Origin of the sequence: Sphingomonas zeae (genome assembly GCF_014197135.1) — a bacterium.
Lineage (GTDB): Bacteria > Pseudomonadota > Alphaproteobacteria > Sphingomonadales > Sphingomonadaceae > Sphingomonas > Sphingomonas zeae.
Genome location: NZ_JACIFA010000018.1, coordinates 14,560 through 28,534 on the forward strand (window position 1 = coordinate 14,560; position 13,975 = coordinate 28,534).

Below are 13,975 nucleotides of genomic sequence, written 5' to 3' on the forward strand. Positions count from 1 at the left end.
GCAACAACGCCGGTGGTTGGCCCCACAAAGGCGGTACATGCTGCTCCCGCGCGATCGCATCGCCGTCCACCGCAGGAAGACATAACAGTCTTCCCGCGCAGATCGGCGGAACATGCGCTGTTCCTGAGATCGGTCACCCGAAGGTAACGACCGCCAGGTGCAGCAAAAGACAGAGGTGCGCTGCAGGTGGGGCGTCTACGTGGGCGGGGGCGCTTCTAATCGGGACTTCGTGCACGACAAGATCGTGAGCCATGCGCGCCATCTCGGCGGTGAACGCGGTTATCGTCTTGCGGCCGGCAGCCGAGTTCATATCAGCTTTTGAAGCGCTCCGAGCATGGCGTCAAAAGTCTTGCCGTAGGGGGGCTGAAAAAACCTGGTCCCGGCGACGGCCGGCTGATGCAAAATCGGTTTGAAGTGGCTGAACGTCCTGAAGCCCCATTCACCGTGATAGGAGCCGGTTCCGCTGGCTCCGATCCCGCCGAACGGTTGATCCTCCTGCGCCAGGTGCCACAGGCAGTCGTTCACCGTCACTCCGCCGGCATGGGTCTCCCGGAGCACGCGCTCGCGGGATCGCGCATCGGTGCCGAACCAATAAAGGGCCAGCGGGCGCTCGCCCGCGGTCACATGAGCGATCGCCTCATCAAGGCCGTCATATTCAATGATCGGCAGTATCGGACCGAAAATCTCCTCCTGCATGACGCGCATCGACGCATTCACGCCGAGGAGCAGCGTCGGCGCCATCTTTCGAGCGTTGGTCGCCAAGTCGACCCGGACAGGTTCGACGACGGCGGCACCCTTATCGCATGCATCCTGTACGAGGGCCGCGAGGCGGTCTCGATGCCCGTCGGAAATGATCGCGCTATAGTCCGGATTGTCCGAGATGGTGGGGTAGAGCGACCGTATGGCGTCCCCGAGATCGCTCGACATTTTTGCAGTGCTTCCGCGCGGGACCATCAGGTAGTCGGGCGCGATGCACGTCTGCCCGGCGTTCAACAGCTTGCCGAATGCGATACGGCGCGCCGCCTGTGTCATGTCGGCCGAAGGATCGAGGATCGCCGGCGACTTGCCGCCAAGCTCCAGCGTCACCGGCGTCAGATTGGCCGCCGCCGCCATCGCCACCTGACGACCTACCGCGGTGGAGCCCGTGAAGAAGAGGTGATCGAAGGGCAGCGCCACGAAAGCCCGCCCGACTTCCACCCCGCCGGTGACGACGTGAAGCTCGTCGGGGTCGAACAGCCCGGCCACGAGCCGCGCCAGCAATTCGGAAAAATGGGGCGTCAGCTCGGACGGCTTCAGCATCACGCGGTTGCCCGCCGCGATTGCCGCAACTGCGGGGCCGATCGAGAGCTGGAAGGGATAGTTCCAGGGGGCAACGATGCCGACGACCCCGAGGGGCTGCGGCAGCAGGCGATTGCGGGCCGGCCAGAACCTTGCGGCGGTCGCCACGCGGCGGGGCCGTGTCCAGCGCCGAAGATGCGATTCGGCATGCGAGATCGCTGCGGCGACGAGGAACAGTTCCGCGAGCCGGGTCTCGTGGGCCGACCGGCCGCCGAAATCAGCATCGATCGAAGCGGCGATCGCCGTTCCGTGTTCGCGGGTGAGCGCGCGGAGGCGCTTAAGACGATCGCGGCGCACCGCCAGCGTCGGCCATCGCTCCTGAGAATATGCCGCACGCTGTGCAGCTAGCCTGGCTACCAACCCGGACGGGTCGTGCTGTGCCATCATGTTCTGGGTCCTCTCCCATTTGACGAGGCCTCGATGCTCCCCGCATTACCGCCAAATTGCATCGTGTGGAACGAACGCCCCATGGTGGAGCAGGCCGACATTCTTAGAAGTTGGGCCATGCCCGGCGAGCTATACCCTAAGATTGGGTCGGGCTGGCCCTGTCCTCTTCGATAAAGGCGCTGGCCCGCCGGGTCATTCCTGGACCGGGTTAGACCTGTCACGTTCGTCGAAATCGGCCTTGAAGCCGAAGGTAGGACAGGATGCTCGAGATGCGGCAGGCGAATAGCACGCCGGGTGGGCGCGTGTGCGACACCGAACCGTTGGACGTCATCATCATCGGCGCTGGCTTTGCCGGAGTCGGGATGGCGATTTCCCTGAAGAGAGCCGGCGTGCACGCGTTCCTCATGCTGGAGAAGGCGCACGACATCGGCGGTGTCTGGCGCGACAACGAGTATCCCGGCGCCGCCTGCGACGTTCCCTCGCACCTCTACTCCTACTCCTTCGCGCCCAATCCCGATTGGAGCCATGTCTTCGCACCACAGGCAGAGATCAGAAGCTATATCGACCGCTGCGCCGACGCTTACGGCATCCGACCTCATGTCCGGTGCGGGACGGAGGTCGCCGAAGCCCTCTACGACGAGGATGCCGGGGTCTGGCGCGTCAGCCTCGTCGATGGTGCCCGGCTGACGGCCAGGATGGTTGTCAGCGCCGTCGGCCAGCTCAGCCGTCCCGCGTTGCCGCGGATCGCCGGTCTTGATCGTCCCACGATCCCGACGTTCCACTCGGCTCGCTGGCGGCATGACGTTCCGCTCGCCGGCAAGCGTGTTGCAGTGATCGGGACGGGAGCGTCGGCGATCCAGTTGGTCCCCGCCATCGCTCCGCTCGTGGCGACGATCACCATCTTCCAGCGTTCCCCGGCACACATCATCCCTCGACCCGATCGTGCCTATAGCGAACGCGAGAAGGCGCGATTCGCCTCCGGCCCGCTCTACATGCGGCTTCAGCGCCTGAAGACCTATCTCGCTTACGAGAGCCGCGCGCTGGCCTTCACCCGCTTCAAGGCGCTCCTCGATTGGCAGGCCGGCGGTGCGTTCCGCAAGGCGCTCGGCCGCGAAATCCCCGACCCGGCGCTCCGTGCAAAGCTCGATCCCGACTATCCGGTCGGCTGCAAGCGGGTGCTGCTTTCCAACGACTATCTACCGACCATGGCCCGGTCCAACGTGGAGGTGGTTACCGAGGCCATCGAATCGCTCACGGAAACCGGAGTAAGGACCGCCGACGGCCAGGAGCGGCCCTTCGACGCGATCATTTATGGGACCGGGTTCGCAGCCACCGACTTCCTAGTGCCGATGCGCGTCGTGGGTCGGGGCGGCGTAGACCTGCGCCAGGCCTGGCGCGACGGCGCCAGCGCCTACCTCGGCGTATCCGTTCCGAAGTTCCCGAATTTCTTCATACTCTATGGTCCCAACACAAATCTGGGGCACAATTCGATCATCTACATGCTGGAGGCGCAGATCAGCCATGTCCTGCGCTGCCGCGCCCGAATGGCGGCCATCGGCGCGGACGCCGTAGAGGTGCGGGAGCGCGCACATCGGATGCACGATGCAAGGACGCAACGACGCCTCACCCGCACGGTTTGGGCCGACTGCCGCAGCTGGTACACCGATGCATCCGGACGCAACACGACCAATTGGCCGGGGTTCACGTTCGCCTATCGTCGTGCCGCTCTGCGCGAAAGCCTCGATGCCTACCGCTTCACGACGGCGCGCGGCAGCGGCCACACGCTCGTCCACGCGCCCGGGGGTCGGCGCGAAGGGATGATGGCCAGTGCAATTCGCGGCCAGCTGCGGGCGACGTTCCGTCGTTTCGCCGGCCCGCCTTTCGGTCCGCAGGTGCAGCGCATGATGACGAATGCGATCTCAGCGACGATGGCCGCCGAGCGCGGGGTGTCGCGTAGTCGGCGACGCGTCGGTCCCGTTGATGTCGAGATCGTCGGCCGGGCGACAACGCGTCGTGCTGCGATCCTGTACCTGCATGGCGGCGCCTTCTGCCTCGGCAACCCCTTCACGCACCGCGCGCTGACCAGCCGGCTTGCCGCGGCCGCGGACATCCCCGTCTGGGTCCCCGATTATCGGCTGGCGCCCGAACACCCCTATCCCGCCGCGCTGCTCGACGCGCTCGGATGCTGGCACGCGATGCGCGAAAGCGGTCTCGAAGCCTCGCAGATAGTCTTGGCAGGCGATTCTGCGGGGGGCGCTCTGGTGCTCGCGCTCGCCTTGCGGCTCATCGACGAGGGCCAGGCTCTGCCCGCCGGCCTCGCACTGCTGTCTCCTTTCATCGACGCGTCGCTCTCTGGAGAGACCCTCTCATTGATGGCGCGACGCGATCCGATGATTCGGCCGGCGTGGCTGAAGCAGGCAATGCGGTGGTATGGAGGACCGGGCGACGGTCCGCTTGACCGATCGCTGGCCGGTCTTCCGCCGATGTTTATTCAGGCGGGGGAGGACGAAACCCTGCTCGCAGACGCGGAGCGGCTCCACCGCGCCGCCCGCCGGGGCGGTGTCGCATCGACGCTCGAGGTCCATCGCCGTCGCTGGCATGTCTTCCAGCTGCAGGCGGGCTTCTTGCGATCGGCGAACGACGCGATCAGCGAGATCGCTGCTTTCGCCGTGGCAAGGGCGTCTGCCGCCGGTATCCGGTCCCCTGCGAAGCCGCATGGCGGACACGGAGATGGCAACGCGGCGGCGCGACAGTACGAGGGAGGGATATCATGATCGCTGGTGCGGACTACATCGTCGTCGGGGCGGGGCCGGGCGGCTGCGCGGTGGCGTCGCGACTGGCGGCAGCGCGGCCGGATCGCATCGTCGTGCTGCTCGAGACCGGCCCCTCGAAGCCCTCGGTCCTGACCAAGGTGCCGCTCGGCATCGCCGGTATGGTCGCGTTCAGGGGTCGGCATAACTATGCCTATCTGACGGAACCCCAGCCACAGCTAGGCGGCAGGCGCGGCTATCAGCCCCGTGGACGCGGCGTCGGCGGATCAAGCCTGATCAACGCGATGATCTACGTGCGCGGACAGCCGGAGGATTACGATGAGTGGGATGCGCTGGGCGCGTCGGGCTGGTCCTGGAAAGAGGTGCTTCCCTATTTCCGCCGCGCCGAGTCGAACGCCCGCGGTGCCGATGCACGGCACGGGGGTGACGGCCCCCTGCGCGTCGAGGATCTGCGGGAACCCAATCCTGCAACCCAAGCCTTTATCGAGGCCGCAAAACAGGCGGGGTTTCGCTACAATTCCGATTTCAACGGCCCCGATCAGCAGGGCGTTGGCGCCTATCAGGTGTTCCAGCGCGAGGGGCGGCGCTTCAGCGCGGCGGACGCCTACCTCGGCGAGGACCGGTCTCGCTACCGCAACCTGATCGTGCTCGGCGACACCAAGGCCGTGCGCATTTGCTTCGACGGCCGCCGTGCAAGCGGCGTCGTGGTGCGGAAGGGCAATGAGGACCATGTCATCGAAGCGCGTGAGGAAATCGTCCTGGCGGCCGGCGCCTTCGGCACCCCCCAATTGCTGATGGCGTCAGGCGTCGGCCCGGCCTTCCATTTGCGCGACCTCGGCATTCCCGTCATCGCGGACCGACGGGAAGTCGGCGCCAACCTGCAGGATCACATCGATTACACGATCAACGTCAGGAGCGGTGCGGCCGGCCTATTCGGACTCAGTGCCGCCACTGCGGCCGCCATGCCAGCGGCGATCAGCCGCTGGCGACGCGGCGGGCGCGGAATGCTGACTTCGAACGTCGCTGAGGCCGGCGGCTTCCTGAAGACCGATCCCTTGCTTGGGCGGCCGGACGTCCAGCTGCACTTCTGTCTGGGGATCGTCGACGATCATAACCGCAAGCTCCATATCGGTCGCGGCTATTCGATCCATGTATGTGCACTGCGACCTCATAGTCGCGGCACCGTGCGACTGACCTCGCCGGACATGCGCGACGCGCCGGCCATCGATCCCGCCTTCCTGTCGGATCCGCGCGACCTCGACACGCTGGTGAAGGGCGTAAAGATCGCGCAGCGGATCATGGTCGCGCCCGCGCTCGCGGCGTTGGGAGGGAAACCGGTATACGGCAGCGGTCGGGACGACGACGCGACGCTGCGCACGCTGATTCGGGATCATGCCGACACGATCTACCATCCTGTCGGAACGTGCCGAATGGGCAGCGACGAGAACGCTGTCGTCGATGCGCAGCTGCGTGTCCAGGGCGTAACGGGACTGCGGATTGCGGACGCTTCGATCATGCCGCGGCTGATCAGTGGCAATACGCAGGCCCCGACCGCGATGATCGGCGAGCGGGCATCCGACCTGATTCTGGGACGCAACTCAGCCGCGATCTCACCGATGGCCGCCTGATTCGCTCACATGACCAAAATCAGGCGCGGCGGCGGCGCTGCAGACTGGGAGGGGCGCCTGACCACTTCTTGTACGCCTGCGAAAAGCTGGACGCATCGCTGAAGCCCAGCCGCTCTGCGATGTCGGCAAGATTTAGCGTCCCGTCGTCCAGCAATTCGTCGGCGATAGCGCGGCGGTAGTCGGCGGAGATTTGTCGGAAGCTGGTCCCCTCGTCATGGAGACGGCGCTTGATCGTTCGCTCGCTCGTGTTCGCGTAATCGGCGAAGCTTGGAAGGCTTCCCGTGGCGTTCGCCGGCAGCGTGCTCAGATACTGGCGGACAAGGGTTCCCATCCTCAGATATCCTCGACGGCGCTCCATGAGTTGGGAGCACATCTGTTCGCACATGGCGGTCGTCACGGGGTCAGCGTTAGGCAAAGGACGTCGGAAGGGCTCGATGTCGAACGTGATGCTGTTCGTCGGGCAGTTCGGTGTCGGCCATGCACCGAAGAGCGACATGCCGGGCATCGGCAACGCGGATCGCAGGTCGAAGCCACGCAGTGTGAAGTCTTTCCCGACAAGTTCGCTTTCTAGCGTGGCCGCCGCCGCCATGTCGCGAAGCAGCAGGAACGAGCGCTCGGACTCGCCGATCCCTCCGCCCGGCTCGCTGAACTGCAAGACGCCAATCTGCTCGTCTTGATGGAAAGAGATGGCGCAATAGGCGTAGGTGAGCGACAGGAACCGAAGTGCGAGGGATATAGCGTCGAGGCCGGTTGCGCTGCTGATCAGTCCATAGCCCCAGAGCCCGTAGGTGGAAAAGCGGTATCGCTGGCCGACCTCTATACCCAGGCCGACCGGATCCCCCAATGCGCCCAGGAGGTTGCTGACGACCTGCAACTCCTGCTCCGCCGTGATCTCGATTTTGGGATCCAAGATTTGCGCGGGGCCAAGCCGCGTGCCCGCGAGCAGGGCTGGTAGCGAAAGACCGCGTTCCGCGCCAAAGGCCGTCATCAGTCGAACGCTGGCGGTGCTCCGCGCAAAGTTCCAGAAGGGCATCAGGTCCCCATGTCCTCTCGAGCGCCACTATGCGGCAAAGCTGGAGTGCATGTCACCGCCGCAGCTGGCACAAGCGGTAACGATTGCGTCCCCAACCTTTGTTTTTTCGACCGCCTATCTCCGACATAACGCCGCTCGACGGACTGCCTCAGTCGTCGGGGCGCTGCCGTGCAGAACTTGGCCCATAGTGTCTCACGCATGCCGTGGCGATTAAACGTATCACCCCATTGCGGGATCAAACACCGAGATGTTCGGAGCTGCAAGCACGGAAAAAGGTACCGATCGTCGGACGTCAGAAAAAGGTACAAGACTCGACCTGCCATCGACCGCCATCGAGATGGTGAACGATGCTTATGATCCAGGTTTTCCTTCGATCATGCCACTCCCATCCCACCAGCGCCGGACGCCAAAACCTTCGGCGCCTCAGGCCAGCAGCAGTGCTGGATCGATCGCATAGAGCTGGTCTGCCGATGCACTGGCTGCGGCCGCCAGCCCGATCGCCTCAGGAACTATCTGATCAAGATAGAATGTCGTCGTTGCTTTCTTGGCCTGGCCGAATTCGTCGTCGGCCGCTGCGCTGTGCTGCTTTTCCATCAGCCAACCGCAGACCGCGACCGACAGCATCGTCAGGAAGGGATAGCTGGCCGCGAGCCGATCGTCGGCATCGGCAGCGGCAAGACGGCGTCCAACATTCTCGCAGCAATCGATCAGTTGCTTGAGTGGCGCCGATTTCGCAGTCGCTCGCAAATTGTCAATCAACGCGGCAAAGGCTTTGCCGCCGGACAGGCTGAGCTTGCGGCCGACGAGATCTGCCGCCTGGATCCCGTTGGTACCCTCGTAGATGGGGGTGATGCGGGCGTCTCGGAAGAACTGCGCAGCGCCCGTCTCCTCGACATAGCCCATGCCTCCATGCACCTGAACCCCGATCGACGCGATCTCGTTGCCGAGATCGGTGGCATGCGCCTTGGCGAGCGGCGTAAGGAGTTCGAGCCGGTCTCGAGCTTCATCGTCGCCAATCTTCACGAGATCGACCTGCGCGGCGGCATAGTAGACCAGGGCGCGCGCGGCTTGCGTCTGGGCGGCCATCCGCATCAGCATGCGCCGCACGTCCGGATGATCCGCGATCCGTACCGGCGTGCGGTCAAGGGCGCCGGCGCGGGCAGATTGAACCCGTTCCAACGCATAGGACACGGCCTTGCGCGTCGCGGCTTCACCGATCTGAACGCCTTGCAAGCCGACATTCAGGCGCGCGTTGTTCATCATCGTGAACATGGCGCGCATGCCCCCGTTCTCCGGACCGATCAACTCGCCGACGCAATCGTCATGATCGCCAAAGCTCAGGACGCATGTCGGCGAGGCGTGCAGCCCGAGTTTGTGCTCGATCGAGACCGCCTTCACGTCGTTGGGCTCAGCCGGTTTTCCGTTCGCGTCGAGACGGAACTTCGGCACGAGGAACAGGGAGATGCCGCGCGTCCCCGCTGGTGCGTTCGGCGTCCGCGCCAGCACGAGATGGACGATGTTTTCGGCCATGTCGTGGTCGCCGAAGGAGATGAAGATCTTGGTGCCCTTGATCGACCATGTCCCGTCGCCGCGGGGGAGAGCCTGCGCGCGAAGCGCGCCGACGTCCGATCCCGCCTGCGGCTCGGTGAGGTTCATCGTGCCGGTCCAGGCCCCGGTGGCGAGGTGCGACAGGTATAGCGACTGCTGTTCGGCCGAACCGTGATGGACCAGCGCCTCGATCGCGCCGACCGTCAGCGTCGGGCAGAGCGCGAAGCCGGTGTTCGCGGTCCCGAGCAGTTCCAGAACCGCCGTCTGCAGCACGAAGGGCAGTCCCTGGCCGCCATATACTACCGGAACGCCGATGGTCCCCCATCCACCTTCGACATAGGCCTGATACGCCGAGGCGTACCCTTCGGGCATGACGACGCCATGCTCGGTCCACCGTGCCCCGACCGTATCGCCGATACCGTTGAGCGGCCCCCATACGCCGGCAGCGAACTCGCCGGCTCCCTCGAGCACGGCATCGACGACGTCATCGCTGGCGTCGGAGAAAGAATCGTGCCGGGCGAGTTCGCGGATCCGGGCGACGGTATCGAGAACGAACCGGATTTCGGTGGTAGCGGGCGATGAGGGGGCCATTCTGTCAATCTTTCCGAAACAGTCGTGGGATCAGGCGGTCGCGGGCGAGGCGGACGCGATGGCCGTCTCCCGCAGCGCCTTCTTGTCGACCTTGCCGACGCTCGTTCTTGGCAGGGCCTCACAGAAGTGGATTGCATCCGGGATGGCGTAGCGCGAGATCGCTCCCGTCTGTGCCCGGGCGGACACCGCCTGCCGCAGCGATCCCTCCGTTACCGCCGGCCCGGCCCCGCGGACGACAAATGCTACCGGCCGCTCGCTCCAGCGAGCATCGGGAATGCCGACAACGGCCGCTTCCGCCACGCCATCTTCGGCCATCAAAAGCGATTCCAGCTCAAGCGAGGACACCCATTCGCCACCCGTCTTGATGACGTCCTTGAGCCGATCGACAATCCGGACCGCGCCGTCCGCGTCAATCTCCGCGATGTCGCCGGTGTGCAGGCGTCCGCCATCCCACAGGGCGTTTGAGGCATCCTGTCCCGAATAACCCTGAGTGAGCCAGGGAGCACGGAGTGTCAGTTCCCCGCCGCAGGCATGGTCGACGGCGATATCGACCAGCGGCAACGGGAAACCGGCGCGACACCGGGCTTCAACGGGCTCTCCCGGCTTGCTGCGCGCCAGGGTCACGACCGGCCCGGTTTCCGACATGCCATATCCGGAAAGTGCGATGATCCCGACGTCCTCCGCCTCCTGCGCGAGGGCTTCAGGCAGCGCCGATCCGCCGATCATCATCGTCCAGGGAGCCAGGTCGACCGCATCTTTCCGCGCGACGTCGATCAGCATCCGCAAGATGGTCGGAACGCAATGCGAATAGGTCACGCCCTCCTTGCGCTTGAGCGCCAGAAGCGTCGCCGGATCATAGCGACCGGGATAGACCTGCTTCATCCCCAGCATCGTCGCGACATACGGCAGACCCCAGGCATGCACGTGGAACATCGGCGTCATCGGCATGTACACGTCGGTCCGCATGACGTTCTGTCCGACCGGCTGGTTTGCGATCGTCGCGGCCGCCGCCAGAGTATGCAGGACGAGTTGTCGATGCGAGAAGAAGACCTGCTTGGGATCGCCCGTCGTGCCGGTCGTGTGGAACGTCGTGGCGATAGCGTTCTCGTCGAAGTCCGCAAACGCGAAGTCGCGGTCGCCCGCCTCGACCAGGGCCTCGAAGCCGTCCGTCGCGGTGCCGCCGAAGGTCACGGTGCGCTCGATGCCGAGCGCCGGGACGAGCGCGGCGGCGAGCGCCTTGAAATCGTCGTGATAAAGAAGCGTCGAAGCGCCGCTCTGCCGGAGCGTGAAGCCGATCGCCGCCGGCGCCAAACGGACGTTGACGGTCTGCAGGATCGCACCGAGCATGGGGATTGCGAAATAGCATTCGAGATAGCGATGGCTGTCCCAGTCCATCACTGCCACGGTGTCGCCGGCCTGAACGCCGTGTTGAGCGAGGCCCGATGCGAGGCGGTGGACACGCTCGACGAATGCAGCATAGCTGAAACGCCGTCCGTCGCTGACGATCTCGGTATCCGTCGTCTGCGGCTGGGGCAGCAGTCGCCGGATCAGGAGGGGATAGCGATACGCCTCCGCGGCAACGGTCTCGAGCAGTCTCGGCTGCGTCATGATTTCTCCTAAGGCTTTGGTTGTTCTAGTTGGATTTCGGCGTGCTGAAGGCGATGACGTAGTCGCCGACGTCTTTCGAATGGGCGGCGCCGCCGACCGAAACCAGCACGTACTGGCGCCCGGTCTTGGGCGAGATGTAGGTCATGGGCGTCGCGCTCGAGCCGACCGGGAGCCGGTAGCGCCAAACTTCCTTGCCGTTCGACGTGTCGTAGGCTCGCAGATAATAGTCCTGCGACCCCGCGAAAAAGAGCAGCCCCCCGGCGGTCACGCTGGTGCCCGCATAGGTCGGCATGCCGATCGGCATCGGGAGGTGCGACTTGATACCGAATGGTCCCAGTTCCTCGGCGGTTCCCGCCGGCACCTGCCAGGCAATCTTGCGGGTATTCAGATCGATCGCGGTGATCGTGCCGAACGGAGGCCGCGAGCACGGAACGCCGAGCTTGGTCATCCACATCTGGACGTTGACGCCGTAGGGGGTGCCCAACTGCGGCGAGGGGCCGTGCCCGGTGCCGTCCGGATGGTTCTTCTTGGCGAACTCCGTAAATTCGGGACGGGTCATCAGCTGGACGACCATCGGGACTCGGACGTCGTTCATGAACACCCTGTTGTTGGGCACGTCGACCGACATGCTGCCCCAGTTCATGCCGCCGAGGTTGCTCGGATGCTCGATGGATCGGGTCATGCCGGGCGGCGTGAAGTCGCCGCTGTAGCGCAACTGACGGAATGAAATGCGGCACGCGAGCTGATCGAACATCGTCATGCCCCACATCCGCCGCTCGTCGAGCGTCTCGGCGATCACGGGCATATCGATCGAATAAGGCTGGGTCGGCGACATGCGCTCCCCCGGCATGCTGCCTGCCGACGACACCGGCTTCTCGACCACGCGGCTCAGCGGCCGACCGGTTGCCCGGTTCAGCAGGAATAGCTGACCGCGCTTGGTGGACAACAACAGTGCCGGGATGTTGCCGCGCAGATTGACGAGGGCCGGCTGTGCGGGAAGGTCATAGTCCCACAGGTCGTGATGCACCGTCTGGAACTTCCAGCGCTCGCGACCAGAGGTCACGTCAAGCGCCACGAGCGTCGAATTGTAGCGATCCGCCCACGGCTTGCGCTGCACGCCGTAATAGTCCGGCGTTGCATTGCCGAGCGGCACGTAGATCAGGCCCAGCTTGTCGTCATAAGCAGCGGTGGTCCACATGTTCGGCGTGCCGCGCGTGTAGGTCTCGCCGGCGGGGGGCTCGCGCGTGATCGCGGGGTTGCCGAGATCCCATGCCCAGACAAGCTTGCCGGTCATCACGTCGAAGCCGCGGACGACGCCCGAGGGTTCCCCCGTCTGCTCGTTATCGACCACCCATCCGCCGATGACGATCACGTTGCGCGCGACCAGCGGGGCGGACGTCTGGAAGTAGAAGCCGGGCTTGATCGGCCCCATGCCTTGGGCAAGCGATACCGTGCCGCCTTTCCCGAAGCCGGAGCACAGCCTGCCCGTCCTGGCGTCGAGCGCCATCAAGCGGGCGTCGATGGTGGTGGCGATGATCCGCTGCCGGCATTCGCCTGACGTCGTCGCCGACTGGTAATAGCCGAGCGACCGACAGCGCTGCCAGAACGGCGCCTTCGCATGAGGGTCGAAGCGCCAGCGAGTCGCGCCCGTGTCCGGATCGAGTGCGAGGATAACGTTGTTGCGCGTGCAGCTGTAGAGAGTGTCGCCGATCTGGAGCGGCGTGTTCTGATCGACACCCGGACCCATGTCGCCGGTCCGGATCGTCCACGCAGGCTTCAACGACCCGACGTTATCGCGATTGATCTTGTTGTAGGTCGCGTACCGAAGCCCGGCGGTGGTCGCCCCGTAGGAGGTCCAGTCCTGCGGTGCGTTGTTGCCTGCGCCCGGCGAATACCCCATCGCCTCTCCCGCTGCCACGGTGGGATGAGGGACGAAGGCGAGGCCGAACATGGCGGCGAACGCGACCGCACAGGCCGCGGCGCTGAGCCGGCAGCGCCGACGGCCGCCGCCCGCGACGATCGACGGGAACAGCCCGAAGCCAAGACCGACCAGCGCGATCGGTGCGAGCAGACGGGGAAAGAGGTCCCAGAAGCGCAGCCCTGCCTCGAATATCGACCAGATCACGGTGCCGGCCAACGCCAAGGCAAGCACCCAATTCGCCTCGCGATGGTTCCTCAAGGCCAGAACGGGCGCAACGGCGAGTGCCGCGCCGAAGATCGCGTAGTACGGGGATCCGCCCAGCCCTGTCAGCCACAGACCGGCCGCCGTTAGGGCAGCGCCAATGATCAACAGAATGAAGGCGTAGACTCTTGCAAGCTTCGGCATCGGGGTTTCCGATCAGAAATTGGTGCGGCAGAGCGACCCTGTCGGTGAGCTGCTTCGCCGTCCGGCTAGCCGGGCTTCGACGGAGCGATGCGTATCGTGCGCTGGGTGATGCTCCCGTGCGTCATGCCCAGCGCCGCGGCGACCGCTTGAAGGGTGATCGCCCATGCCCATCCGCCGCCAAAATCCCGCAAGCCGCAGTGATCGCCTCTTCGCGAAGCTCGTCCGGCTGGCGGCGCCGACGCCGGGCAGGGATTATCACTATTGTCATTAATGACAATATCTGCGAAGCTTTGATTGCTGTCAATTAATTCCATGAGGACGGATCAAATGCCCGAAGGCGGCAACGGTCATTTCAGCGCGTTCGAAGTGATCGCATCAGATATCGACCACATGGGGCATGTGAACAACACGGTCTATCTGCGGTGGGTTCAGGATGCTGTGACAGCCTTTTGGAGGCAGAATGCCCCCAGCGGAGCTGTGCGTTCGGTCGCTTGGGTCGCGCTGAAGCACGAGATCACCTATCGCTGCCCGGCGTTTCTCGACGAACGCGTCGATGTTCAGATGCTCATCGAACGGATTGTCGGGGCTCGCGCATATTTCGGGGCAACGATACGGCGCGGCGCAACCGTGCTGGCGGACGTCAAGAGCGTCTGGTGCAGCGTCGATATCACCTCTCTTCGTCCGGTTCGCCTCGACCGGAATGTACGCGATACTTTCCTGGGCGGATCAGAGGCCACGGCGTGAC

8 protein-coding genes are annotated in these 13,975 nt (G+C 64.8%); 3 read left to right on the plus strand and 5 right to left on the minus strand.

Translation table 11 applies throughout. The annotated features are described in order from the left end of the window. Positions 1-306: 306 nt before the first annotated feature. Positions 307-1,725: a coniferyl aldehyde dehydrogenase gene (locus GGR45_RS17580; RefSeq protein WP_246358301.1), complete on the minus strand. Its 1,419-nt coding sequence runs from the start codon at positions 1,723-1,725 to the stop codon at positions 307-309. Between the two features lie 260 nt (positions 1,726-1,985). Here GGR45_RS17580 and GGR45_RS17585 point away from each other — a divergent pair, with 260 nt between their 5' ends. After that, the gene (locus GGR45_RS17585) at positions 1,986-4,499 is read left to right on the plus strand and encodes an alpha/beta hydrolase fold domain-containing protein (protein ID WP_217497856.1); all 2,514 of its coding nucleotides are present in this window, start codon (positions 1,986-1,988) and stop codon (positions 4,497-4,499) included. Then, entirely contained in the window at positions 4,496-6,124 is a 1,629-nt protein-coding gene (locus tag GGR45_RS17590; RefSeq protein ID WP_175310508.1) for a GMC family oxidoreductase, read from the plus strand. Before GGR45_RS17585 ends, GGR45_RS17590 begins: the two co-directional genes overlap by 4 nt. Positions 6,125-6,143: 19 nt before the next feature. Here GGR45_RS17590 and GGR45_RS17595 read toward each other — a convergent pair whose 3' ends face one another. From GGR45_RS17595 to GGR45_RS17610, 4 genes are all read right to left on the minus strand, one after another. Beyond that, the gene (locus tag GGR45_RS17595; RefSeq protein WP_175310507.1) at positions 6,144-7,157 is read right to left on the minus strand and encodes an AraC family transcriptional regulator; all 1,014 of its coding nucleotides are present in this window, start codon (positions 7,155-7,157) and stop codon (positions 6,144-6,146) included. Positions 7,158-7,580: 423 nt separating this feature from the next. Continuing rightward, on the minus strand, positions 7,581-9,296 hold the full coding sequence (locus tag GGR45_RS17600) for an acyl-CoA dehydrogenase family protein (RefSeq protein WP_175310506.1): 1,716 nt from the start codon (positions 9,294-9,296) through the stop codon (positions 7,581-7,583). Positions 9,297-9,326: 30 nt separating this feature from the next. Beyond that, positions 9,327-10,904 carry a long-chain-fatty-acid--CoA ligase gene (locus GGR45_RS17605; RefSeq protein WP_175310505.1) on the minus strand — a complete coding sequence of 526 codons (1,578 nt, stop codon included), beginning with the start codon at positions 10,902-10,904 and terminating at the stop codon, positions 9,327-9,329. 25 nt (positions 10,905-10,929) lie between these two features. Next, positions 10,930-13,230 (minus strand): membrane-bound PQQ-dependent dehydrogenase, glucose/quinate/shikimate family, encoded by a 2,301-nt coding sequence (locus tag GGR45_RS17610; RefSeq protein ID WP_175310504.1) that lies wholly within the window; start codon positions 13,228-13,230, stop codon positions 10,930-10,932. 327 nt (positions 13,231-13,557) lie between these two features. Here GGR45_RS17610 and GGR45_RS17615 point away from each other — a divergent pair, with 327 nt between their 5' ends. Beyond that, positions 13,558-13,974, plus strand: coding sequence for an acyl-CoA thioesterase (locus tag GGR45_RS17615; protein WP_175310503.1), 417 nt, complete (start codon positions 13,558-13,560; stop codon positions 13,972-13,974). Position 13,975 lies beyond the last annotated feature (1 nt).